The organism is Nitratireductor sp. PBL-C9 (assembly GCF_050877045.1).
Lineage (GTDB): Bacteria > Pseudomonadota > Alphaproteobacteria > Rhizobiales > Rhizobiaceae > Nitratireductor > Nitratireductor aquimarinus.
The window spans coordinates 28,088-50,059 of record NZ_JBPAXW010000001.1 but is presented as its reverse complement, the minus strand read 5'-3'; the positions used below and the strand labels follow the sequence as shown (position 1 = coordinate 50,059).

Annotated in this window: 22 protein-coding genes and 3 pseudogenes; 9 read left to right on the top strand and 16 right to left on the bottom strand. The window is 61.4% G+C overall.

Annotation, left to right across the window (positions count from 1 at the left end; genetic code table 11):
• Window positions 1-44: 44 nt before the first annotated feature.
• The gene (locus ACRTG1_RS00250; RefSeq protein ID WP_113157039.1) at window positions 45-953 is read left to right on the top strand and encodes a LysR substrate-binding domain-containing protein; all 909 of its coding nucleotides are present in this window, start codon (window positions 45-47) and stop codon (window positions 951-953) included.
• A gap of 9 nt (window positions 954-962) precedes the next feature.
• Here ACRTG1_RS00250 and ACRTG1_RS00245 read toward each other — a convergent pair whose 3' ends face one another.
• The 3 genes from ACRTG1_RS00245 to ACRTG1_RS00235 form a co-directional block, all read right to left on the bottom strand.
• Entirely contained in the window at window positions 963-1,268 is a 306-nt protein-coding gene (locus tag ACRTG1_RS00245) for an XRE family transcriptional regulator (protein ID WP_113157040.1), read from the bottom strand.
• Window positions 1,269-1,339: 71 nt separating this feature from the next.
• Window positions 1,340-2,176, bottom strand: a complete 837-nt coding sequence (locus tag ACRTG1_RS00240; protein ID WP_432515500.1) for a universal stress protein — start codon at window positions 2,174-2,176, stop codon at window positions 1,340-1,342.
• Window positions 2,177-2,272: 96 nt separating this feature from the next.
• Window positions 2,273-2,722: a pyridoxamine 5'-phosphate oxidase family protein gene (locus tag ACRTG1_RS00235; RefSeq protein WP_206995926.1), complete on the bottom strand. Its 450-nt coding sequence runs from the start codon at window positions 2,720-2,722 to the stop codon at window positions 2,273-2,275.
• 244 nt (window positions 2,723-2,966) lie between these two features.
• Between ACRTG1_RS00235 and ACRTG1_RS00230 the strand changes: the two genes are divergently transcribed.
• From ACRTG1_RS00230 to ACRTG1_RS00205, 6 genes and pseudogenes are all read left to right on the top strand, one after another.
• Entirely contained in the window at window positions 2,967-4,259 is a 1,293-nt protein-coding gene (locus ACRTG1_RS00230; RefSeq protein WP_206553088.1) for an NAD(P)/FAD-dependent oxidoreductase, read from the top strand.
• Window positions 4,260-4,271: 12 nt separating this feature from the next.
• Entirely contained in the window at window positions 4,272-4,631 is a 360-nt protein-coding gene (locus tag ACRTG1_RS00225) for a DUF5368 domain-containing protein (protein ID WP_113157044.1), read from the top strand.
• 163 nt (window positions 4,632-4,794) lie between these two features.
• Window positions 4,795-6,222, top strand: a complete 1,428-nt coding sequence (locus ACRTG1_RS00220) for an ISNCY family transposase (RefSeq protein ID WP_432515499.1) — start codon at window positions 4,795-4,797, stop codon at window positions 6,220-6,222.
• A 129-nt stretch (window positions 6,223-6,351) separates the two neighbouring features.
• The gene (locus tag ACRTG1_RS00215) at window positions 6,352-6,960 is read left to right on the top strand and encodes an exonuclease (RefSeq protein WP_206996251.1); all 609 of its coding nucleotides are present in this window, start codon (window positions 6,352-6,354) and stop codon (window positions 6,958-6,960) included.
• A gap of 369 nt (window positions 6,961-7,329) precedes the next feature.
• A pseudogene (locus tag ACRTG1_RS00210) lies at window positions 7,330-7,464 on the top strand (helix-turn-helix domain-containing protein); the annotation flags it as partial.
• Between the two features lie 289 nt (window positions 7,465-7,753).
• Window positions 7,754-8,272, top strand: a complete 519-nt coding sequence (locus tag ACRTG1_RS00205) for a helix-turn-helix domain-containing protein (RefSeq protein WP_206546455.1) — start codon at window positions 7,754-7,756, stop codon at window positions 8,270-8,272.
• Here ACRTG1_RS00205 and ACRTG1_RS00200 read toward each other — a convergent pair.
• Window positions 8,234-8,569, bottom strand: coding sequence for a DUF1801 domain-containing protein (locus ACRTG1_RS00200; RefSeq protein ID WP_432515498.1), 336 nt, complete (start codon window positions 8,567-8,569; stop codon window positions 8,234-8,236). The two genes, ACRTG1_RS00205 and ACRTG1_RS00200, sit on opposite strands and share 39 nt — an antisense overlap.
• Window positions 8,570-8,576: 7 nt before the next feature.
• Window positions 8,577-8,966 carry a VOC family protein gene (locus tag ACRTG1_RS00195; RefSeq protein WP_206546457.1) on the bottom strand — a complete coding sequence of 130 codons (390 nt, stop codon included), beginning with the start codon at window positions 8,964-8,966 and terminating at the stop codon, window positions 8,577-8,579.
• Window positions 8,967-9,245: 279 nt separating this feature from the next.
• On the opposite strand from ACRTG1_RS00195, the gene ACRTG1_RS00190 reads away from it, so the two are divergent.
• On the top strand, window positions 9,246-9,827 hold the full coding sequence (locus tag ACRTG1_RS00190) for a TetR/AcrR family transcriptional regulator (protein WP_432515497.1): 582 nt from the start codon (window positions 9,246-9,248) through the stop codon (window positions 9,825-9,827).
• 6 nt (window positions 9,828-9,833) lie between these two features.
• Window positions 9,834-10,121, top strand: coding sequence for a YciI family protein (locus ACRTG1_RS00185; RefSeq protein WP_206546459.1), 288 nt, complete (start codon window positions 9,834-9,836; stop codon window positions 10,119-10,121).
• 501 nt (window positions 10,122-10,622) lie between these two features.
• Here the strand turns inward: ACRTG1_RS00185 and ACRTG1_RS00180 are convergent.
• The 11 genes and pseudogenes from ACRTG1_RS00180 to ACRTG1_RS00130 form a co-directional block, all read right to left on the bottom strand.
• Window positions 10,623-10,862, bottom strand: coding sequence for a YMGG-like glycine zipper-containing protein (locus ACRTG1_RS00180; protein ID WP_113157161.1), 240 nt, complete (start codon window positions 10,860-10,862; stop codon window positions 10,623-10,625).
• A gap of 302 nt (window positions 10,863-11,164) precedes the next feature.
• Window positions 11,165-11,632, bottom strand: coding sequence for a VOC family protein (locus tag ACRTG1_RS00175; RefSeq protein ID WP_317088415.1), 468 nt, complete (start codon window positions 11,630-11,632; stop codon window positions 11,165-11,167).
• A gap of 143 nt (window positions 11,633-11,775) precedes the next feature.
• Window positions 11,776-12,528 carry an ABC transporter ATP-binding protein gene (locus ACRTG1_RS00170; RefSeq protein WP_113157050.1) on the bottom strand — a complete coding sequence of 251 codons (753 nt, stop codon included), beginning with the start codon at window positions 12,526-12,528 and terminating at the stop codon, window positions 11,776-11,778.
• Window positions 12,522-13,589 carry a FecCD family ABC transporter permease gene (locus ACRTG1_RS00165; RefSeq protein ID WP_206553084.1) on the bottom strand — a complete coding sequence of 356 codons (1,068 nt, stop codon included), beginning with the start codon at window positions 13,587-13,589 and terminating at the stop codon, window positions 12,522-12,524. Before ACRTG1_RS00165 ends, ACRTG1_RS00170 begins: the two co-directional genes overlap by 7 nt.
• On the bottom strand, window positions 13,586-14,761 hold the full coding sequence (locus tag ACRTG1_RS00160) for an ABC transporter substrate-binding protein (protein WP_432515496.1): 1,176 nt from the start codon (window positions 14,759-14,761) through the stop codon (window positions 13,586-13,588). The genes ACRTG1_RS00165 and ACRTG1_RS00160 overlap by 4 nt, the downstream gene beginning before the upstream one ends.
• Window positions 14,754-15,974, bottom strand: coding sequence for an MFS transporter (locus tag ACRTG1_RS00155; RefSeq protein ID WP_432515495.1), 1,221 nt, complete (start codon window positions 15,972-15,974; stop codon window positions 14,754-14,756). Before ACRTG1_RS00155 ends, ACRTG1_RS00160 begins: the two co-directional genes overlap by 8 nt.
• Window positions 15,971-17,860 carry an IucA/IucC family protein gene (locus ACRTG1_RS00150; protein WP_432515494.1) on the bottom strand — a complete coding sequence of 630 codons (1,890 nt, stop codon included), beginning with the start codon at window positions 17,858-17,860 and terminating at the stop codon, window positions 15,971-15,973. The genes ACRTG1_RS00155 and ACRTG1_RS00150 overlap by 4 nt, the downstream gene beginning before the upstream one ends.
• Window positions 17,860-18,999, bottom strand: a pseudogene (locus ACRTG1_RS00145) (NAD/NADP octopine/nopaline dehydrogenase family protein). Before ACRTG1_RS00145 ends, ACRTG1_RS00150 begins: the two are co-directional and overlap by 1 nt.
• Window positions 18,996-20,005: pseudogene (locus ACRTG1_RS00140) on the bottom strand (PLP-dependent cysteine synthase family protein). Before ACRTG1_RS00140 ends, ACRTG1_RS00145 begins: the two co-directional pseudogenes overlap by 4 nt.
• Complete coding sequence (locus ACRTG1_RS00135; protein WP_432515493.1) at window positions 19,938-21,380, bottom strand: Y4yA family PLP-dependent enzyme; 1,443 nt, start codon at window positions 21,378-21,380, stop codon at window positions 19,938-19,940. Before ACRTG1_RS00135 ends, ACRTG1_RS00140 begins: the two are co-directional and overlap by 68 nt.
• Entirely contained in the window at window positions 21,377-21,808 is a 432-nt protein-coding gene (locus ACRTG1_RS00130; protein ID WP_432515492.1) for a ParB N-terminal domain-containing protein, read from the bottom strand. Before ACRTG1_RS00130 ends, ACRTG1_RS00135 begins: the two co-directional genes overlap by 4 nt.
• Window positions 21,809-21,972 lie beyond the last annotated feature (164 nt).

The window sequence follows — 21,972 nt, the reverse complement described above, 5'->3', positions numbered from 1 at the left end:
TGTTAGTATTACTATTATTAATAGTGACTATTGAGGATGCGCAGATGAACCTGAAGCAGCTCGAGGCGTTCGACGCCTTCATGAGCCATGGTTCCGCGACGCGCGCGGCAGCGGCGCTGAAGATCAGCCAGCCCATGGTGAGCCGCCTTCTCGGCCAGTTGGAGGAGACGATTGGCTTTCCCCTGTTCGTGCGCAAACGCAACCAGCTCATGCCGACCCATGAGGCGATCCTGTTCCACACAAATGTCTCGCGTTCACTGACCGCGTTTCAGGAGCTTGAGCGCGAAGCGCGCGCCATCGCCAACCGGCAGGTGGGGCGCATCGTGGTGGCTGCACAGCCGATCTATGTGGACACGTTCCTGCTGGATGTCGTCGCGCGCTTCAAGCAGACGCATCCGGACGTGGCGGTGAAGATCGTCGATACGGGCCTTGAAGAGCTTCTGCGCATGTTCAACGAGGGAAGCTGCGATCTGGGCGTCGGCATCACGCTGGATGCGAGCCCCTATGGCGCGAGCCTGATTAACCTGGGGGCCTGCGAGGCGCGCTGCCTGATCCCGAAAGGGCACAGGCTGGCGGGCAGGGATGTGGTGCAGATTGAAGATTTGCGGCGCGAAGTGTTTGTGGAGCTGGCGATCGGCAGCCCGCTGCGCACCCGCGTCGACTACATGATGCAGACCGCCGGCGCGCAGCGCCAGATCGCGGCGGAGGCGCGCACTCTGCGCGCGGTGCACGGCCTCGTGCGGCGTGGCGTCGGCATTGCCATCGTCGATCCGTTCAGCAGTCTTCTGCCTTCGGGCGACGATGTGATCGAGCGGCCGCTAAAGCCCTCCATCCCATGGGAAATGGCGATCTTCCATCACGAAGACCGCCCGCTGAGCCGCATCGAAAACGCCTTCATCGACACGATCCGCGCCGAGATCGGTATGCTGCGCGAGCAGGGCGTTCTCTCCTGAAGAAGGCCCTCAGGGCACGTCATTGTCGGCGGCGCGGCCGCCTTCGCTTTCCCAGTCGGACATGCTTCTGGAAAGGGTCGCATCGAACCGAAGGCGCACACCTGCGCCGCCATATCTGTCTTCATCGATGAACTCCGCGCCAAGCGTCTCAAGCGCCGTCTCGATGCTTTCAAGCTGCGCATCATCCGGTTCCGACAGCATCTGCTCATATTGCTCGATCACGAAGATCGGCACATTCGCGGCATTGGCCAGCACCTCTCTGGAAACGCGGGTCATGGCCCGCGCCGCGCGGCACTGTTCGGGTGTGATCGACATTGCAGACGTTTCCCTTTCGTCGGTTTGGCGCGCCTCTCGTTCAGCGTGCCCCCATTCAGCGTGCCCCGCGCTCAGCGCGCCATGAAGACCGGCACTGCCGGTTCTTCGACCATCGACCGCGTGACGCCGCCGAAAATGCGTTCGCGCAGCCGCGAATGCCCGTAAGCGCCCATGACCACAAGATCGGCCTGCATGTCCTGCGCGCGCCGCTGAAGCGTTTCGGCGACGCTGCGGCCGGAACTGGTGACGCGCTCCACGGTCACTTTCGCACCCAGGCGGGCCAGATAAGTCGCAAGATCCGCGCCCGGTTCTTCGCCATCCGCGCGCTCGCCGGCCTCGGGGTCGATCATCACCACATGGACATTGCCGGCAGCCGCGAGCAGGGGCCTTGCCTCATGCACGGCCCGCGATGCCTCCAGACGGCAATCCCAGGCAATCATGATGTTGCTCGCGACGAGCGCCATGGGCCTGTCGTCCGGGAAGATCATGGCGGGAATCTGGGCATGGAAGAACAGGCCGTTCAGCACCGGGCCGCGCAGATCCTCGTTGTTTCTGAGATCCGCTCCAATGACGGCGAGATCCGCATAGCGCGCCCGGCGGCCGACCACATCGTCCACCACGGTCCGCTCCACGAAAACACTGTCGACATCCGCCGAAACCTGCGCCCTGGCGATGATATCATTGACCTCTTTCACCCGCTGGCTGAGGCGCTCGATATCTGCCTGGCGCTCGACGGCCCAGGTTTCCGAAACGGTGGCGGCATAGGTGCCAACCGGCGGTGGAGCGGCGATGCCGAGCACCTGAACGGCCAGATGAGACTCGTTCTGCTCGCAAAGCGTCAGCGCCTGCTTCAGGTCATTGTCGCCCTGACTGGCAGAGATCACACAGAGTATTGTCTTGTAAGACATCGTCGCTCTCCCAAAACCGTTGAATGCAATCAAGTATGGTCCCTGTCCGGCCCTTCCGCCTTGTTCTGGATCAAGGCGGAAGGCTGCGCCATGGCTCTACTCCGCCTCACGGTCGGCCAGCCGGCCCGACATTTCCTCGACCCCAATGCGGAAGAACAGGTGCGGCTGTTTCGTCGTGACGGGAAGAACCGGCTTCAGACCGCCAGGCAGCCACCAGTTTTCGTGCTGGCTCAGCAATTGCCACGCCTGCTCACGCTGCTTCTTGTGGCCGATCTCGTTTGGCAGTTCCTCGAAACGGCCATTAACGACCACGCTGCGCCAGCCCTTCTCGTCCTTCTCCTCAATCAGCATCGAAACACGCGGATTGGCGCGCATGAAATCGATCTTGCGACCGGGAAGCGAGAAGGCATAAAGGCTGCCCTGCGCATGCACATAGTGGATCGTCGCCAGATAGGGCTCGCCATCCCGGGCGCAGGCAAGCCGGCCGAGCCGGTTGCGATCCAGCACCGCGACGCATTCTTCTTCTGTCAGGGAGCGAATGATCATCGAGCCTGTTTCCTGCTGCTGCCATTGCCTCTGACCTTCAGCCGAAACCGACTGAAAGTCGTTGATGCAGATCAAGGGCATTCCATTCCTGTCGACAGGATGCAAGATCTGCGCGTCGACAGTATTGCATCACCCCGCTTGATCTTAATCAAGGAAAATAGCCGTCTATTGTCTTATCCATCGCAATGAATGTGGCTCCGGATGAAGTATCCCGCAGGCCACGACAAGCAGGGAGGCTCTGACCTTGAACAGACGCCAGTTCATCACTCTTTCCGCCGCCGGCGCCCTTCTTGGCGCATCCGCCCACACCGCGCCGGCCCAGACCGTGAAAACATCCGCTTCCATCGTGATCATCGGGGCAGGGGCCGCTGGCACATCGCTCGCCAACCGCCTGGTGCGCAGGCTCGATGGCGCGAAGATCACCATCGTCGATCCAAGCGAGCGGCATCTTTATCAGCCGGGGCTCTCCCTCGTTGCAGCCGGGCTGAAACCGGCAGATTACGTCGTCTCCTCGACGGCGCACTGGCTGCCGGACGGCATCGACTGGATTGCCGAGGCCGCCACGGAAATCGACCCGGAAGCCCGCACGGTCACGACCAGCGGCGGCCAGACGGTCCGCTATGATTTCCTCGTTGTGGCACCGGGCCTGGTTCTGGATCACGACGCCATCGAGGGGTTCTCGCTCGACATGGTCGGCGAAAACGGCATCGGCGCGCTTTATGCGGGACCGGACTATGCCGCGCGGACCTGGGCTGCGGCCTCGAAATTCACCGAGGAGGGCGGTGTCGGCGTGTTCACACGGCCCGCCACCGAAATGAAATGCGCGGGCGCGCCGCTCAAGCACACCTTCCTCATCGACGACATTGCCAGAACCAACGGCAATGCCGGCAAGACGGAGATCATCTACGCCAACAATTCGCAGGCGCTATTCGGTGTGCCCATCGTGGCCGAAAAGGTGCGCATGCTGTTTCAGGATCGCGGCATCGCGCCGGCGCTCTCGCATGTGCTGAAGCGTGTGGACGCCGGCCGCCGGATCGCCACCTTCGACACGCCGGAGGGCGAGAAGGAGCTTGGTTACGACTATCTCCACGTGATCCCGCCGCAGCGCGCGCCCGATGTGGTGCGCCAGTCGGGCCTTTCCTGGGCGGACAAATGGACCGATCAGGGCTGGGTCGAGGTGGACATGCAGACGCTGCGCCACCTGCGCTATCCCGATGTTTTCGCGCTGGGCGATGTGGCCGGCGTGCCCAAGGGAAAGACCGCAGCCAGCGTGAAATGGCAGGTGCCGGTGGTCGAGGATCATCTGGTCGCGGCCATTGCGGGGAACGAAGGCACGGCAAGCTACAATGGTTACACCTCATGCCCGATGATCACCCGCGTGGGCCGGGCGATGCTGGTCGAGTTCGACTATCAGAACAATCTCGTTCCATCCTTCCCGGGCATCATCGCGCCGCTGGAAGAATTATGGATCAGCTGGCTGATGAAGGAGCTGGCGCTCAAGCCGACCTACAACGCGATGCTGCGCGGCGAAGCCTGAGAGGACAGGATCATGAAAGACCTTACATTTGGCACGATGATCGCGGTGTTCGAAGAAATGTTCGGACGCGGTCTGTTCTGGTTTCTGGTTGTGGCGGCCGTGGTGATCACGCTGGCCTATATCTATGTGCTGATCCGCGACCGCTCGGTTTCCATGAAGAAGTTCCTGTGGGCGCAGCTTTCCATGCCGTTCGGCGCGGTGGCGGCGGTGGCGCTGGTGCTGTGGGTGACGAAATCCAGCCTGTCGGATCTCGGCGGGCCGATAGATGTGATCATCTTCCTCGGCATCGCGGCGCTGGGCGCGGTGGGACTTTCGATCCTCGTCTACACCGCCGGTTCACTCATCGCACCACCGGAGCGCTCGGAGGGTTAGATTGGTTCCATAATGTATGTTATGCGATCATTTGATATAGCAGCCATTTAGTAATGCGACAGTTGGGCCCGTTAGAGATGCGACAGTTTTCGCCCTTCTAGCTGGTCAAGTTCAACGCTGGAAGGAAGACTGTGCTCTGAGGCCACATGCTGATGGAGCCGCCATGTCTTGTTTGATGACCATGTCGCAAAAAGAACTGAACCGGCTGGAAGCTGTTCAAAAGATCAAGGATCGAAGGTTGAGTGTCGTTCAGGCAGCAGAGATGCTGTCCCTGAGCCGAAGCCATATGCATCGCTTGTTGCAGGCTTATGATCGTGATGGTGCTATTGGTCTTGTTTCGAGGAAGCGCGGTCGGCCCAGCAACCGGCGTCATAGCGATGAGTTCCGCAACGCTGTGCTTGATCTGATACGCGAGCGCTATCACGATTTTGGCCCCACGCTGGCGCGCGAGAAGCTGATTGAGCTGCATCGGATTGCCGTTGGCAAAGAGACCCTGCGGCAATGGATGACGGGCGCCGGAATCTGGACCTCACGGCGCGAACGCAAGCAGCGCATCTACCAGCCGCGCGCTCGGCGTGATTGTTTGAGCGAACTGGTTCAGATCGATGGATCGCACCACTGGTGGTTCGAGAACCGGGGGCCAAAATGCGCCCTGCTCGTCTATATTGATGATGCGACCGGCAAGCTGCTTCACCTGCGCTTTGCACCGTCCGAGAACACGTTCGATTATCTTCAGGCGACGAAGACCTATCTGGAAGAATGGGGCAAACCGATTGCCTTTTACAGCGACAAGCATGGCGTTTTCCGCTCCACGCACGCATCCGAGAAGGACCGAACCAGCGGTCTGACGCAATTCGGCCGCGCACTTTACGAGCTCAACATCGACATCATCTGCGCGAACACGCCGCAAGCCAAAGGCCGCGTCGAACGGGCGAACAGGACATTGCAGGATCGATTGGTCAAGGAGTTGCGGTTGCGTGGCATCAGCACGCTTGACGACGCAAATGCTTTTGCGCCTGCATTCATGGCGGATTTCAATCGGCGGTTCGGCAAGGAGCCGCGCAATCCGAAGAACATGCACCGTGTTCTTGCCGAGCATGAGAATCTGGACGGAGCCATGTGCCGCAAGGAAGTCCGCACACTCTCACAATCCCTCACCTTGCGCTACGACAAGGTGATCTTCATCCTCGATCCGACCACCCATACGAAGAAGCTTGCCGGGCAGAAGGTTATCGTTTGCGACTATCCCGATGGCAGGCTTGAGATCATGCATGAAGGCATCACCCTGCCCTACAGAACTTTCGATACGCTGCGATCGGTTCATAGGTCGCAAGTCGTGGAGAACAAGCGCCTGGACGACATTTTGGCGGTAGTCGCCGAGACGCAGGCCAAGCGGCAACAGCAGCGCAGCAAGAGCGCTCCACGGCGCACCGGCCAGAAGGATCATATGTTCGGCATTCGGGACGGCAGCACAGCCAACGGATACCAGAAGCGCGGGACAAAGCCGGGACGGCGGACGGATTTTGTGAGTGATCCGGAGGTCAATGCCAAAAGCAAGAAAGCGATTGAACGGATGGACGCAGCGGAGTGATCGAATGCGGAGTTGGATTGCTGCCATTAAAGATAGGCTGCACCAATGTCTGCTATGCGGACCTGGCTGCCGTTGCCGGCACCGCCGCCAGAGAACAGGATTTCCCCTGATTGCTAGGAGGATGGCTGCTTGAGACATACCTTGGTTTTTGATTGCGAATTTCTCACCGCAGAAGGTTCGCCGTCCCGGTTCTGGTGTGGGCCGTATGATCCCGACCCTGTCGTTGCGCAGATCGGGATCGTGAAGATCGGGCTGGAAGCCGACTTCCCCATCTTAGATACGCTGCGTCTCCATGTGATACCACGAAGCCGCCAAGGAGACCGCTACGTGCTTGATCCTTTCTTCACGAAACTGACAGGCATTGCGGAAGACGACATTGAGCGGGAAGGAACTTCTCTGGAGCAAGCCCTTGAGAAAACCAGGGAGTTTGCCTCCGGGAAAAAGCTCTGGTCTTGGGGAAAGGACGAATTCAACATGGTTGCGATCAGCTGCTTTGTCGAAGGCCTGGTGCCTCCTATTCCTGCAACGCAGTTTGGTAACGCCTGTCAAATTCTTCTCAGGGCCGGAATGCCATACGAGGATATGAAGAAAACGCCGAGCAATCGACTTGCCAGCTATTATCAACTTGAATGCCCGCCGCTACGTGGCCACGATGCATTGGATGATGCCCTTTCCGTCTCCTACGTCATCCAGCACTTACTTAGACAAGGAGCGTTGAAGATGTCGGACTTTGATTGACCTGCGACGGTCCTGTGCAAATGACCACTCCGGGCTCAAAGTTGCCATTCAAGCACACAACCCCGAACGACCGAAACGGGTGCTAAGCTGCCGTTGGCAAAATCCATGTTTGATTGTTTTAGCGCTGTCAGAGCTAAAGCCAAAGGGTCGCCCCTCATCCGCCCCCTGTCGGGCTTTGCAACCCTGACCAGCCAGCCCGTCAGGGGGCTGACCGTCCGAGCAAGCGGCAGTTCACGAGTGTCGCATTTCTATCCGGCCAGACATGTCCCGCCCCTATTCAGCTTTGACAAGAAACTATAACCGGTGCGTTCTATCTTGAAGTGCGACTTTGCAGCGATATCAATCGGTTATCGTATGCAAGGAAACACCATGAAGCGCACCTACTCCCAACTCGATTTGGATGACCGCCGCAAGATTGCCCGCTGGCGGATGGCCGGCATTAGCGTTGACCACAACGCCGCGAAACTCGACCGGCATCGTTCAACGTTTTTCCGCGAGGTCAAATAGCCGGCATTCGTGACAAAGCCACCTGCCAGCAGCCCCCAATGACTGTCATGCGGACGAACCAGCCGTTGCTTCGCTCTGGATCAGCGGCAGCTATTCGTTTACTTTGACTGTCATGCCCGCATTGACCCAAGCTACCCCCCCCTGCGTTCATCGCTGGACCTACGCAGTCGGGGCCAACGAAGTCTCGGTGGTTCTTCCAGATGGTTGTGTCGATCTGCTTGTCTTGTCCTGCGGCAGGGCGGGAAGCGAGGTTCTTCAAGTCACTGACTGGGACTTCGCGCCAAGGTTGGTCAGGCTCGACGCAGGAACCTGCCTGACTGGATATCGGCTGCGGCCTGGCACCACGCTAGACCTTGCCGAATTCGAGATCGCGGACCGTGACGTGTCGAACCTTGATACAGAGATCGAAGCCCTCACGCGGCATGACCAAGAGATTTCGGAAATCATCGATGCCCTTTGCTTGCCGGGCAACAGCGTTCATCGCCTGGCCCGGCAACAGGGCGTATCGGAAAGAACCCTGCAACGTCGGTTCAGGCACCTGTCGCTTCCAACCCCGGCCTTCTGGCGTCAGCTGGGTCGGGCCCGGCGGGCGGTTCAGGCCCTGCCATGTCGTGTTCCGCTTGCCGAGATCGCGGCACACTACGGCTATAGCGACCAGGCCCACATGACGCGAGAGTTCGTGCGGTGGTTCGGCTGGACGCCCGTCCAACTCCGCCGGAACCCTGCTGCCATTGCCGATCTGGCGCAACCCGGGCTTGGCAACTGGTCATTGGAAATCGGCTTGGAGATCGCGGGCCTGACGTAGGAAATGCCCGCATCGCTTGTCCACGATGTCGGCGAGGCTGGCGAGCTTGATGTGACGCCGGTGCTTTCCGCCGCCTTCTAGCACCTTTTCCGGATCAGCCAGCTGCGCGCCGTTGGTGAACTCTAGGGAAACGTGGTCCTTGTAGGCGAAAATCCCGCAGAACTGCGATTTGGGCTGCCCGGGAACGCTCTCGACCATGGTTCCCCCATATTTCGCGATAAAGGCCGCCTCCGGCTCGACCGTTGCGACAACAGCTTTCAACTGAGCGACAATTTTGGCTTTCTCTGACTCCTCCATCATGGCCTCAACCCGGCAACTGTACTGCTGTGCAGATTTCGATCAGATACCCATTCGGGTCCGCCACGTATGACGTTGTCTGCCCCCATGGTTCATCGCGCGCGTCCTGAATGAGCGTGGCCCCCGCGTCGAGCGCCCTTTGCAGGGTGCCAGCCACATCCTCCGTCTCGAATGCGATCTCGAACGTCGGGGCGTCCGGTCTCGGCAGCGCCGGGTCCTTGTCCAACTGACGCATGAGGGTTCTTGAGGAGAAAGCCAGTTTGGTTTCCCCTGTTAGCAGCTCGCCGTAATCGCCGCTTTCGTGAAGGAAGCCGCGTTCGAACCCAAAAGCCTTTACGAAGAAGTCGAGCGACGACGAGACGTCATCCACGTAGAGAATCGTGTAGCGAAAGATCATGTGAGGTGTCTCCAACAATGCGACCACAACGATAGGCCGCGATGGGACGGCGGTCTTGAAGAAAGCCGACATTCAGCGGCTGCGCAGCATCACGCACTCCGGGCTCCAACCCGCCATTGTGACAGCAGCCATTCGGATTGCTGGTGTACGGCCCAGCGACCGCTCTGAGCCCATGCTACCGAATGCTGCGCGATGCACGACGGCCGCTTTCGGAGTTCACGTTTGACAGATTAGGACGTTTGTCCTAATCTTGGCTATAGCGACTCTTCAGGGGCCTCCATGTCACCATCAGCCACTCGCAAACGTATCGAAGAAAAGGCCGATGCCCTCTTCTACGAGGCAGGTTTCGAGGCGACATCCTTTGCGGACATTGCGGGAGCGGTCGGCATCTCCCGCGGCAATTTCTACCACCACTTCAAGTCCAAGGACGATATTCTCGACGCGGTCATTGACCGTCGCCTGGCAGCAACACAGACACTGCTCGAGGCCTGGGAAACGGACGCCGCACCGAAAGACCGAATACGGTCTTTCATCCGTATCCTCATCACCAATCGGACCAAGATCATGGCATTCGGATGCCCGGTCGGGACGCTAACGACCGAGTTGGCCAAGCTGGATCACATCGCAGAATCGCGCGCCGCAGAGATTTTCGGCCTGTTTCGCGACTGGCTTGCGGATCAGTTCAGGGCGCTCGGGCATAAGGATGATGCCGATGCTCTGGCGTTGCATGTTCTCGCCCGCTCGCAAGGCATCGCAGTGATGGTCTCCGCCCTCAAGGATGAGGCATTCCTCAGGGCGGAAGTCTCCGCGCTGGAGGCGTGGCTTGACCGACTTCCCGTTCAAACCTCAACGAAAGACTAGACAACAGTGTTCATCATCTATCTCCGCTTCTCCGAAAACAAATCAGCCGCCTCGGATTTCATGCCGGCCCACAACGAATGGATCGCTCAGGGTTTCGGCGACGGCATCTTTCAATGTGTGGGCTCCCTGACACCGGAAGGCGGCGGCGCGATTCTGGCGACAGGAGAAAGCCGCGAAGAGATCGAGAGGCGTATCAATACCGATCCGTTCGTAGAGCACAATGTCGTCGTTGCCGAGATCACCGAAGTCGACGTCAAGAAGACAACACCCGCGCTTGACTTCTTGAAAGCCTGAACGATGCCAAAGCTCTTCACATGAGCCGATGGTGAACCACGCTGTAGCTGGTCAGGTGCGGCGCCGGAGTTCCTCGACTATTACGACAAGGAATGGGGTTCTCCGGTTGCCGTCTACGCTCGGAACGCCAGCTTTCGGGCAGCCGCCAGTACTCATGGGATGACAGAGATGGAGCAGCCACCTGTCCTTCTCCAGAAGGAGACAATCAGGCTGTCAAAGTAAAAGCCAGAGGACTAAGGACAGAAAAATGGTGCGAAACCAGCAGAGATCAGCCTGCGGTGAGAAAACGGCAACGCCGAACATCGCCGCAAAAGATCACGAAAATGAAGTGCGTCAATTCATAACTGTCTAAGGCCCAGCGAAAGCGTCACCGGGCCGAACAATGAAGTTCCCTGGGCACGAACGATTGTCGATGCCTCGGGGATTGCGGCGCGTCCGACAGAAAATTCTGTCGGACGTCTAATTCCGCCACGTCGAAATCCTGTAAAATCGGATCGGGAACTACTTACGGCACCGGGCCCTGTAGATCCGACCGTCGCGACCGCGATACTCGCAATATCCATTGCGAAGGTTTCGAACGAGAAGACCGCCCAACGCCCCTGCGCCGGCGCCAATAAGCGCTCCTCGACCACCGTCGGCCAATCCGCCGACAACAGCACCTGCTGTGGCTCCCACGCCAACGTCCCGCTCTGTGGTGGTGCAGCCAGCTATGGCAAAGGCGGCTGCTGCAACGACAAGCATATTCCGAACCATCGTGTACCTCACAAAAATCCACCCATTGGCACCCCAAAAGGCTACACTTGTTGCAATCTTCAAACAAGCGGCTCCGTCTCACCATCGATTTCAAGAGGATGCAGGCAGGCGCCAGCGCGTTGATTTACGGTGAGCAAATTCGCGTAAGGAACCATGCTAGCGTGGAGTTCTCCGGCTCATGACAAACTTCCGGTTCCTCAGGGACGAACTACACAACTCCGTAACAAGCATGCAGCCGCCGGCGTTTCACTCTCCGCCATCGCTCTGGCTTCACTACTCCCATCACACACCTACTCCCCGTGCCAGCCCTCAATGGACCAGCCTGTCAGGTTCTGAACCTCCTCGCGCGAAACGGATCGGACAGGCTGGATGAATGTCCAGACATGTCCCTCGGGATCGCGTGCGCGATAGGTGCGGTCGCCGTAGATCTGGTCTTCCGGCTCCTGCAAGATCTCTGCGCCGGCCTGTCGGGCGTGCTCGCAATGATCGTCGAGCCCGCCCTTGAGCTTGATGTAGAGAGCCTGCGTGTTCTTCGCACCCACCGAGGCCGGGCTGGCGACATGGGAAGACCATTCGGAATCGACGATGATACAGGCATCCCCGATGCGCATTTCGGAGTGAACGAGTTCACCGTCCCTGTCCCGCACCACGGTATGACGCTCAAAACCGAATGCCCGTTCGAGCCAGTCCAGCGCGGCGGTCGGATCGCGGTAGAAGACGCCCGCCCCCAGCGTGGCGCGCCTGAATGGGTCCTGCATGTTGCCGCTCCCGAAATCGGCCGCGATGTGCGCAGGCGCCGATCAGGCAAGCCATGATGCACTCAGCCACAACAGTTATAGATTGCAGCCGGTTCGAAGCATTTCCGGGCGGGTCGCGCAAGACTGAACGTCGAATGGCTCCCTCAGATCGCCTCATCCACGATGAGATGCGGTTCGCCCCGTGAGCAGGGCTCGACGCGGGCGCGCACGCGGAAGCTGGTGGCGAGGTTGTCGGGGGTCAGTACATTGGCCGCCGGCCCAAAAGCATGAAGCGTTCCGTTTGACAGAATCGCCACCTCGTCGGCGAATTTCAGCGCCAGGTTGAGGTCGTGCAGCGCGATCAGGACGAGCATGTCCTTTTCGCGCGCCAGCCCGCGCACACAGCTCAGGGCTTCCAGCTGGCGGTTCATGTCGAGCGCGCTGGTCGGCTCGTCCAGAAGCAGCACCTGCGGATCGCGCACGAGGCACTGGGCAAGCCCGACAAGCTGGCGCTGCCCGCCACTCAGTTCCGACAACACCTCGTCGGCGAGATGGTCGATGCCAAGCGTTTGAAGCGTCTGGTCGACCGCCATCAGGTCACCGTTTCGCAGCCGCCAGCCGCTCACCTGCTTGCGGGCCAGAAGAACGGCCTCGAAGACGGTCAGAACCGCACTGCCGCTCTGGTCCTGCGGCATGTAGGCGATGGCCCGGGCGGGATCGCGCACATTTCTGATGCTGAAGGAGCCCGGCCCCGGCAGAAGGGCGGCGATGCGGCGGAAGAGGGTCGACTTGCCCGCCGCGTTGGGGCCGACAATGGCAACCACCTTGCCGCCGTCGCAGGGCGGCAGCGTGATGTCGCGCAGCACATCGCGCGACCCGAAGCGGACGCCGAGGCGATCCGTGCTCAAAACTACCATATCTCTCTCCCGTTCTTGAGGATCAGATAGAGGAAGACCGGCAGGCCGACGGCCGCGGTCACGATGCCGATGGGCAGCACGACGCCGGGCACGGCGACCTTTGCCAGGATCGAACTCAGCGACATGATCAGCGCGCCGGTCAGCGCGCTTGCCGGCAGGAGAAAACGCTGGTCCTCGCCCACCATCATGCGCGCGATATGCGGGCCAACGAGCCCGACGAAGCCGATCGTGCCCACAAAGGCCACCGGAATGGCCGAGAGAAGCGACACGAGGATCAGCGTTTCAAGCCGCAGGCGGCGCACCGGTATGCCGAAGCTGGCCGCCCTCGCCTCGCCCAGCCGCAGCGCGGAAAGCTGCCAGCGGCGGCGCAGGAAGATGGGCAGCGTGATGGCCACGGCAAACGCGGTCATGAAGAATTTCGGCCATGTGGCCTTGGCGAGGCTCCCCATGGTCCAGAACACGATGGCAGCAACCGCCTCCTGATTGGCGAAATACTGGGTGATGGCCAGCGCGGTGTTGAAGCTGAAGACAAGCGCGATGCCGAACAGAACGATGGTCTGGATGGACGCCCCGCGCCTGATGCTCGCCATGTGGATGAGACAGGCCGTCGCCATGGCGACCACGAAAGCGTTGACCGCGACCACATATTCGCCCGCTGCCGGAATGAGGGCGACACCGAAGGCGATGGCCAGCGCCGCGCCGAAGCTCGCGCCGGCTGAAATGCCCAGCGTGAAGGGGCTCGCCAGCGGGTTGTTCAAAATGGTCTGCATCTGCGCCCCGCCAATGGCGAGCGCCATGCCCACGACGATGGCCATTAAGGCGGCCGGCGTGCGGATGGACCAGACGATGACCCGCATCTGCGCATCGGCCTCGGCCGGCGCGATCAGCGTGCGCGCCACATCCCAAAGGCCGTAGCTTGCAGGTCCGGTGGCGATGTCGCCGATCAGCGCCAGAACGAGAGCGACGGAGAGAGCGGCGAGAACGAGCTTTCGCCGCAGGGTCAGCGCCTGATAGGAGGTGCGCCCCGAAAGGGGCGCTGTTTCACTGCGAATGCCGGTCATGACGGATTGTCGGACAGGCTCACGGCGTAGCCCGGCAGATAGTCCACGGGCAGGAAGCGGCGGTGATAGTCCGCAAATGTCTCGTCCGGGTCCAGATCGGCAAAGAGCTCGGGATGGAACCATTTCGCCATCTGCTGCACGGCCACGAAATCATAGGGGCTGTTGTAGAACTGGTGCCAGATGCCGTGGAAATTCTGCTTTTCCTGCGCCTCGGTGCCGGCATAGGCATTGCGCGTCGTGTACCAGTCCAGCTTTTCGCGCGCGTTTTCGGTGTCTTCGCCCGGACCGACCGGTATCCAGCGTCCGCCTGGAACATAGGCTTCCCAGTCCGCGCTGGTAACGACCACATGCTCCGGATTGGAGACGATCACCTGCTCCGGGTTGAGCTGGCCGAAGGTCGCGGGCAGGAAATCGCTACCTATATTGTGGCCGCCGGCGAGCTCGACATATTTGCCAAAGTTCTCCGGCCCGAATGTGAGGCAGCATTCCTCCGAATAACCGCCGATGCGCTCGATGAACACGTTCGGCCGTTCAGGCCTCTGCGCGGCGATGACATCGGTCACCTCGGCCATTGCCTTGCGCCGAAAGGCGACGATTTCCTCGGCCCTGTCCTCGCGGCCCATGATCTTGCCGAGAAGGCGGATTGTCGGATCGGTGTTTTCGAGCGGCATGTGCCGGAAATCCACATAGAGAACCGGAATATCGAGCGCGGCGAGCTTCTCGACATATTCGGCGTCCTCATTGGCGCGCATGGCCTCGAGATTGAGCAGAACCACATCGGGCTTCTGGATAATGGCCGACTCGATGTCGATCAGACTGTCTTCCTGCCCCTTGAACGTGGTGAGGTCCGCAAGCTCGGGAAACGCCATCAGATATTGCGCATAGGTGGCGGGGTCCGCCTCGATCAAGTCGTTGCGCCAGGCAACGATGCGCGAAAGCGGGTTTTCCGGGGCGAGCGATGCAATGAGGTAAAGCTGTCTGCCCTCGCCCAGCAAGATCCGCTGAACGGGCGCCTGAACGGTGACCTCGCGGCCTGCAATATCGGTCACGACAAGCGGTGCCTGCGCCTGAGCCGCCGGCTTGTCATTGGCAAGAGCCAACCCTGATGGCACGGTCAGGGTCAGCAGAACTGCCATGGCGATGGAGCCAAGCAGGGTTCGTCTTTCAGTCATTTGAAATCTCCTGTTTGTTTGAGTGTCGCTCCCTCAGCCATGTGCCGAGCGCGATGCAGGTGGAGAGGGCGTAGAGGGATGAGACGAGTGGGAACGCGGCTTCCAGTCCCAAGAGCCGCGTTGCGATGACGCCGGCGGTGATGCCGATCACGGATGCGCCCTGCTGCCAGCTTTGCGCGAGGCCAAGCGCCCGCCCCTGCCGGTCGCCCGGCGTGGCTGCCGAGACAAGCGAGAGCAGAACGGGCGTGGTGCCGCCCAGAAGCACACCCCAGAGGAAATAGAGCATGGTGAATGTCGCAACGGAGCTGGTGGCCCCGGCGAGATGCGTGACGAGCAGGCACGCGGTCGAGATCAGCACGCTCCAGCCCAGCACAAAGGCGTTGGGCCGCTCTTCGAGGAACCGCGCCCACAGCGGCGCGGCAAGCACGAAACCGAGAGCCAGCAGGCCGTAGCTGAAGCCGGCAACCCAGTGGGCCGCGCCGAAGACCTGCGTCATGTAAAGCGCAAACGGAACCTGAAGCACCATGCGGCTGGCAATGAGCGTGCTCATCAAAACAAAGAGCGCGGTGACAGGCGCCTCGGCCGGCCGCGCCTGCACCCTGCCCGCGCCCACGGCGGGCGCTTCGCCCTGCGGTGTCGGCAGGCTTAGCCAGGCGACAAGGGCGCAGAGGGCGCAGACCGCGCCAGCGGTGAGGTTGATCACGGCGAAGGGATAGGCATCGAGGATCAGCCCGCCCAGAAACGCGCCGCCGAGCGAGCCCACATTGGTGGCCACCTGGAGCCAGGCGAACAGGCTTGTGCGGTCCCTGCCCCCGGTGACCTGAACCCCATATGCCTGCGCCGGGGCGATATAGCCCGCGCATCCCCCCTGCAGAAAGCGCAGGGCCATGATGGTCCACACATCGGTTGCGAAGGCCACCAGCAATTGCGTGACGGCCAGCCCCGCAAGCGCGCGCACCATCATCAGCCGGTTGCCGTAGCGGTCTCCCATCCGCCCCCAGAAAGCGCTGGTCAGCGATATGCCGAGCATGGGGAGCACGTAGACGCCGATGCCGGCAAGGGCGAAGGCGTTTTCAGAAGCGCTCAGCGCCTCGATGTGCAGCGGCCAGAACGGCCCGCTCATCTCCATCGCGCCCATGGAAACGAATTGCAGCGCAAAGAGCAGAACAAAGACCGGCCCAAAGCCGCGAATGACCGTTGCCGTGAGCGTCATTGCGCCTCCGCCAGCGGGTTGGGCAGCGTGTGCTCGGCGCGGTAGTCGCGGTATCGCTCCAGATGCATGCGCAGAACGGATCGCGTCGGCCAGGGCTCTTCGAGAAACGCCGTTCGCTCCCGCTGCCAGAAGGCGTCGCTCAGCATGCGCGGGCGCAAAGCGTCGAAAACGCTTTCCGTTTCTTCTCTGAGAATGCGCCACAGGCCCGTGTCGCGGAGCTCATAGTGATCGGTGAGGGTGAGCGCGATCTCGTGCAGATGGCAGACGAAGCAGGCATCGATGAGGAAGGACCGCACCGGGCCGATATCCTCGTCGAACGTGGTGGGCAGAATGCCCTCCCGCACAAAGGGTTTCAGCCGGAAGCCGCGTTCCTCGAAAAGCGGTGCGAAGCTGCGGCCATCACCGAAATCGCGGATCAGCAGTTTTCGTGGTCTGCCCGCCGCATCGAACAGGGTGGTGCTGTTCTGCTGATGCGCCTCGAAGGCGATGCCATAGAGCAGATACATGGTGAGCACGGGCTCGATGATGGTGCGTGCATAGGAGCGGAAGAAGGCTTCCACCGCCGCATCGCCCTCGCCGCCCTCGTCTCCCCGGGCGATCAGCTCGCAGATGAGAGGCCGGCCATCGAGCGGGCTTTCGGCAAGAAGGGCGGCAACGGCGACCGCGATCTGACCGTCGGCAAGCTTCAGCACATCGGTGTTGCGATAGACAACCGAGAGAAAGCGGCCGGGATGCTCATCGCCCGTTTCGGGATCGCGGAGGATCGCGCCCAGCTCCTCAGTGAAAATGTCGAGCCTGTCGGTTAGCGCCTCCCCCTCGCGCATCAGGATATCGCGGATCATCGTGCTGAGGCGCGGCCCCATATGGATGGACTTGGCCTGCAGGGTGCGCTGCTCGCTGGTCATCCAGATCGCGACCGGCAATTTGATGAAGGGGCGCGGGGTTTGCGTCTCCGGCAACATGGTGCGGAACGACATGGAAGGCAGCATCACCAAGTCGGGGCCTTCCGGGTCGAGCACGCCACGGGCGATCTCGTCTGCAAATTCGTGGCGCACGAAATGCGTCAGATGCCAGGCATGGATCGGCAGCGGTATCCACTCCGTCACCACCTGGCCGCACGCCTCCAACCGGTGCAACCAGTCCCGCCAGCAATCGGGGAAATTCTGCGCGAACCAGTCGGAATAATCGGCCACATGAGGCATTCTCTCGACATGGGCCCAGTCCCTGCGCAGCGCGGCAATGCGCACCGGCACCCGCGCGCCGAACTCGGGCGAGAACGCTTCCACGTCTTCTGCCGAGAGGCCCGGGCGCGCCTTCCACGTTGGATAGAAGGGGTGCCCTTCAAGCGCGCCCCATTGATCGAGGAACATCGCCGCCAGATGGGGCGGCAGGGTCTCCTGCAGATAGGCAAGGAGGCCGGGGGCCTTCCCATCATCGATCCGGCGTCGCAGCCCCGCGCTCCAATCCGCGCGGTAGCGACGCGCCAGAATGTCGTTTGCCATGCTGTTTTCGATGTCGCGCAGGAGATGTGTGATGCCATTGGCCGCGGGCGACATGGCAAGGCTCGGGGCAATCGCCCGCACCAGCGTGACGGGATGCTCGATGCGGGCGCGAACGCCTGCCGCATCCACAAGCTCCATCGGTCCGAAATTCCGCAGTGTGCCTGCGGGCGCACGACGCAGGTCAGCGAAATGGAGAACCCGGCGCGATGGCCAGAGCGGAAGTTCCGCCTCATTTCTGTCCCCGGCCCATTGCAGGGCCGCCGGATCGAGCAGGCCTTCGGCGAACAGGCAGCGGATGAGCCTTCGCAGTGCGTTCTGCACTGCGTTTTCCCGCAAAGGCGCTTCATCGAGACTGGCGGCGGTGTAAAGGCGAATGTCATCCATCACGCAGCCTCCGACCAGTTGCGGGGCAGATAGGCCGGCGCGGTTTCGGCCAACCCGCCGTGATAATCACAGGCCCAGCGATAGGTTTTCGCGATGTTGGGAACCGCCACGCCGAGCCGTTTCGCCATCTCAACCAGCAGGGCCTGCCCGAAACCGATGTCCTCGTGGAAGGCGCGGCTTTCGCGGTCAATCACCAGCCCCCGCCCCTGCGGATCAGGCGTCATGGGGGCTTTGATACCGGCATAGGCGCGGTTCGTGCGCAGGAGCGAATAGAGGCTTCGGGCATCCCCGATCTAGTCGCCATAGGCTTCGATCAGCTCCTGCCGGAGCGGCTTCACGCTGCTGAGATCGATGCCGAGCTTCGCCTCTGCCGCATGGCGGATCGCCTGATTTTCCGCATCACACGCCTCAAGGAGATCCGCGCCCTTTTGCGGACAATCGCTCCACCAGCAGACGGGTGCGTCGAACGCTCTGCCCTGCCATGGCCCGTCCGGGCCGATCAGGCCATAGAGCACGGCCGGGTGCATGAGTGCATTGCCGGGGGTGAGCGTGATTTCCAGATAGTCGCGCAGCATCGTCACCGGGGCCGCAAACAGCGTGGCAAGCAGGCCAGCCAGTTCCGCACCGTGGGCGTCATCCTCGCGGCGGTGAAGCGCTGCATAAAGCTGCGCCTTTGCACCGCCCATGCGCACGCGCTTTCCGGGCGTCAGGTCGAACGCCGTGTGGGGCACATCCTTCATGCCCCAGATCACGACATTGTCGTGTCCAGCAAGAATTTCGGCGGCCAGCCAGTCGAACCCGCAAAAGCCGGGGATCGCGCCGAGAAAGACGCGCCTCTCCTGCGGAAGGTGCGGCGCAAGCTGTTCAAGAAGCCCGGCGCGCGCCTGTGCGGGCTGGGTCACCACGACGAGATCCGTCTGGGAGAGCGCCCGCTCGGCATCCGCGCCCACATAGTCTGGCCGCGCCGAGAGCACACCGCCGTCAGCGGTGTGCGCCTCCCACTGGCTCTCGCCAGAGGCCCAAAGTTCAGCCAGTTCGGCGTTCCGGGTGAAGACGGAAACGCTGACATTCGGCTGCTGCCTGTAAAGCACTGCGTTGAGATGTCCGGTGCGGCCCGCGCCGCAGATCGTGACCTTCATGCCGCGCACGCCATGCCGGAGAGCCAGAATTCGAGCTGCTCGCCAATCGCGGGGTCGAGCAGGTTGCGTTTGTGCATCCAGTCATCATCGAAGATGGAGCCCAGATATTTCTCGCCGCCATCGGCCACCACGGTGACAACCGTGCCCGAAAGATGGCCCGACGCGATGAATTCCAGCGCCTTGTAGATGGTTCCGCCCGTGGAGCCCCCGACCAGAAGACCATGATGGCGGGCGACATGGCGCGCGGTTTCAAACGCCTGCGTGTCGGTAACCTGTACGCCTTCATCGATGCAGGTGTAATCGAGCACTTTGCCCACTTCGTCGCCGGCCGGGGTTCCCGTGCCAGACTGATAATAGGCATGCCCCGGCTTGCCGAAGACGATGGAGCCGGCAGGCTCCACCGCGATCGTGCGAATGCGCGGGTTGTGCCGCTTCAGACGCCGGGCGATGCCGGTCATGGAGCCGCCGGTGCCGACACAACCCACAAAGGCGTCGATCCCTCTGGGAAACTGAACGAGCAGTTCATCGACAAAGCCGGCATAGCCATCCGGGTTCGCCGGATTGTCGGACTGGTTCATGAAGAGCGCGCCGGGTAGCTGCGCGCCAAGCTGTGCGGCAAGCCGCTGCCGCTCCACCACCGCAACCTCGTCTTCGCGAAAATCGCCTTCGACAAAGCGGATCTCCGCGCCGAGCGCCCGCATGGTGCGGATCTTGTCGGGTGCTGCATGGTGGTCGACCACGGCGATAAAGCGCAGGCCGAATTCCTGCGCGGCAAGCGCCAGGCCTATGCCGGTATTGCCGGAAGAGGATTCGACAATCGTCCCGCCGGGGGAAAGCCTTCCGTCTTCAAGCGCGGCAATGACCATGCTGCGCGCCATGCGGTCTTTCATCGAACCGCCTGGATTGTTCTTCTCGATTTGAGTGCCAGCGTAGCGTCGCTATTCGGCACAGGGATCGTCATGACCGGCGTGTAACCGATCAACTGGCCAATGGTGCTGCAAAGCATGTGCGCCTCTCGTCAGTGAGTCAGGAACAAGAGCTGGCTGCCCATTTGAGTCCTGAACCACGCGAAGGCGGCCCGGCATCGGGTGGCGATGAAATTCGTTTTCGAGGAGGTCCATCTGGTAGCCGCCAGTGTTGGCGCAGACCAGAATGTCTCCGGCGCGTGGAGCAACCGGAAAGGTGAGCCAACGGTTGCAAAGCACGTCTTCATCCAGGCAGCTGTGGCCTGCGATGTAGGCACGAACGGGCCTGAGTAAGCGTGCGGAGCGACCCGTCGGCAAAAGGACCGGATCGACCAGAAATTCGGACGAAAACCACGTCTCGCAGGCGCTGAAACTGCTGCCTTCGACAAAGATCACATGGTCTCTGGCCGTGAGCGCCTTGACCCGCAGTATCCGAAAGAGCGTCAGCGCCGTCTGATCGGCGAGCGCGCGCCCCGGCTCCAGCCCGAGCGTCAGCGCTTCGCGCTTCAGATAATCCGCAACGCTGTGGCCATCACCCATGGGAGCGTCGAGCAGATGGCGCAGCCAGTCGGCGGCGGAAAGCGCGCCCCCATAGGGATAGAACGCGGATGGCACTCTTCCGGTTCGATAATCGTCAGGCCTCTGCGCCTGCAAATGCGCGCGATAGGCGTGCGGATCGACATATTGCGCCGGCAATCCGCCGCCAATGTCGATCATGCGCGGGGCGAACCCCATGGCGCGGGCTTCAGCGATCAGCGGAGCGGCTTCACGCAATGCTTCTGCGCGCTCTTCCCAGGCATAACCACTTATATGAAAGTGCAGCCCATCGAAGCGCAGTCTCTTTTCGGCGGCAATGCGCGCAAAGCAGGCGCGCAGGCGCGGTGCGGGCATGCCGAAACGGCTCTTTTCATGACCGGCAGGCTGCAGGCGCATAAGCACCGGCTGCGCGCTCGTCCGGTCTGGAAGGCGGGCGATCAGATCGTCGAGTTCTTCCGGTGAATCGACCGAAATCAGGGCCTGACAATCGATCAGGGCTTCGTGAAACGCCCGGGATTTTGCCGGTCCCGTTGCCACGAGCTTTCCCCCATCGGCTCCGAGATGCAGGGCGTCCTGAAGCTCATAGAGGCTCGACACGTCAATCCCGGCACCGGCTTTCAATGCCGTGGCCATGAGGCCCGGTGATTTGTTGACCTTGGCGCCATAATAGACCGCATGGGCGACGCGACACTGCGCGAAAACCGCCTCCATCGCGGCAAGATTCTTCGCCAGCTGTCCGGGCCAGATCAGGTTGAGCGGGGAGCCGTGCCGGTCGATCCACTCCATTAGAAGCGTGTTTTCTTCGGCCAGAAATCTTGCGATTTCCGGACTTAAGACGGGGGAGAGCCCGGCATTGGGCTTGTGGCCATGAAACGTCACGGGCGCGCCTCGGGCGCTGGCCCGAAGAAACGCGGCGCGATGCCCGGGTGACGCAAATGGCCAAGCGGCAGCGCGCAGTCGGGCAGTTCCTCTACGAATAGATGCCGCGTGGTCTTGCTCGGGAATTTGCGGCCGCTGCGCGCCATCGCAAAGATGCGCGCTGGCGTTATCGTCATGCCCGGCCGCCAGCTCTCCACCTTCACATCGCAATAGTCGCGCAACACGACCGGAACGACGGCAAGACGCAGGCGCTGGGCGACGGCGAGACGATGATGGCCATCCATCACGAACAGGGCGCTCCTCTCGACCGCGATGGGCACGGTCCAGAAGCCATGGCGCAAAATAGCGTCCTGAAGCCCGGCAACCCGGTCGGGGTCGACGTCTTCGGTTGGTATCAGGCTTTCTGGCGAAAGGAGACGATACTGCATCACGAGTGATCCGCTGTTTTCGTTCCCAATCATCATTAATATGAGTATCTTTGTCAAGATTAAATGAGAGGCGCTGCACAACCCATGGCTGAGACCGCCGCCCCCTCGCCTGCCAGGCAGATCGGCGCTGCGACATCGCGTCTGTTGAGTGGACGCGCCTTCAT

Coding starts and splice junctions, on each gene's coding strand:
- ACRTG1_RS00250 (WP_113157039.1), top strand. CDS start 45: ATGAACCTGAAGCAGCTCGAGGCGTTCGACGCCTTCATGAGCCATGGT.
- ACRTG1_RS00245 (WP_113157040.1), bottom strand. CDS start 1,268: ATGTCGATCACACCCGAACAGTGCCGCGCGGCGCGGGCCATGACCCGC.
- ACRTG1_RS00240 (WP_432515500.1), bottom strand. CDS start 2,176: ATGTCTTACAAGACAATACTCTGTGTGATCTCTGCCAGTCAGGGCGAC.
- ACRTG1_RS00235 (WP_206995926.1), bottom strand. CDS start 2,722: ATGATCATTCGCTCCCTGACAGAAGAAGAATGCGTCGCGGTGCTGGAT.
- ACRTG1_RS00225 (WP_113157044.1), top strand. CDS start 4,272: ATGAAAGACCTTACATTTGGCACGATGATCGCGGTGTTCGAAGAAATG.
- ACRTG1_RS00220 (WP_432515499.1), top strand. CDS start 4,795: ATGTCTTGTTTGATGACCATGTCGCAAAAAGAACTGAACCGGCTGGAA.
- ACRTG1_RS00200 (WP_432515498.1), bottom strand. CDS start 8,569: ATGGAGGAGTCAGAGAAAGCCAAAATTGTCGCTCAGTTGAAAGCTGTT.
- ACRTG1_RS00195 (WP_206546457.1), bottom strand. CDS start 8,966: ATGATCTTTCGCTACACGATTCTCTACGTGGATGACGTCTCGTCGTCG.
- ACRTG1_RS00190 (WP_432515497.1), top strand. CDS start 9,246: ATGTCACCATCAGCCACTCGCAAACGTATCGAAGAAAAGGCCGATGCC.
- ACRTG1_RS00180 (WP_113157161.1), bottom strand. CDS start 10,862: ATGCTTGTCGTTGCAGCAGCCGCCTTTGCCATAGCTGGCTGCACCACC.
- ACRTG1_RS00175 (WP_317088415.1), bottom strand. CDS start 11,632: ATGCAGGACCCATTCAGGCGCGCCACGCTGGGGGCGGGCGTCTTCTAC.
- ACRTG1_RS00170 (WP_113157050.1), bottom strand. CDS start 12,528: ATGGTAGTTTTGAGCACGGATCGCCTCGGCGTCCGCTTCGGGTCGCGC.
- ACRTG1_RS00165 (WP_206553084.1), bottom strand. CDS start 13,589: ATGACCGGCATTCGCAGTGAAACAGCGCCCCTTTCGGGGCGCACCTCC.
- ACRTG1_RS00160 (WP_432515496.1), bottom strand. CDS start 14,761: ATGACTGAAAGACGAACCCTGCTTGGCTCCATCGCCATGGCAGTTCTG.
- ACRTG1_RS00155 (WP_432515495.1), bottom strand. CDS start 15,974: ATGACGCTCACGGCAACGGTCATTCGCGGCTTTGGGCCGGTCTTTGTT.
- ACRTG1_RS00150 (WP_432515494.1), bottom strand. CDS start 17,860: ATGGATGACATTCGCCTTTACACCGCCGCCAGTCTCGATGAAGCGCCT.
- ACRTG1_RS00130 (WP_432515492.1), bottom strand. CDS start 21,808: ATGCAGTATCGTCTCCTTTCGCCAGAAAGCCTGATACCAACCGAAGAC.